Genomic DNA, 548 nt, shown 5'->3' on the forward strand with positions numbered 1-548 from the left:
GCTTGAATCCAAATGCGAGTGATTACGACTGTTCAGGAGGATCAGGGAATGGTCCGTACTACACAGGGACAGTACAAGTGCTTGGGTATGATGAGTATGACCTTGATAGAGATGGTGATGGATGGGGGTGTGAGTAGATCGAGCAAATTCAGGGTCAGAAGATTATTGAATCGACTATTAACAGCAGCGCTCGTTTAGTAGATACTAACAAGTATGAAAAGAACAGTTTTTTACTCATGGCAGTCAGACTTACCTAATGCTACTAATCGTAGTTTCATTGAAAATGCCTTAAAAGATGCTGCTAAACAGATAGCTCAAGATGAAAGTATTGGTGTTGATCCTGTAATTGATAGAGATACACAAGGTATGGCAGGCGCTCCTGATATTAGCCTTGCTATTTTCAGTAAGATATCTGCTGCCGATCTGTTTGTTGCTGATATTTCATTTGTCGCCAATAATGAAAATCGTTTTATTCCAAATCCTAACGTTATGGTTGAGCTTGGTTATGCATTGAAAGCTAAGGGGCATGAAGCGTTGGTTTTGGTATT

1 protein-coding gene is annotated in these 548 nt (G+C 40.1%); it reads left to right on the plus strand.

Annotation, left to right across the window (positions count from 1 at the left end):
- Positions 1-213: 213 nt before the first annotated feature.
- On the plus strand, positions 214-548 hold a 335-nt coding region (locus ENE75_RS26020; protein ID WP_199232416.1), incomplete at its 3' end, for a TIR domain-containing protein.

The sequence above is a fragment of the Rubrivivax albus genome (genome assembly GCF_004016515.1).
Taxonomy (GTDB): Bacteria; Pseudomonadota; Gammaproteobacteria; order Burkholderiales; family Burkholderiaceae_C; genus Rubrivivax; species Rubrivivax albus.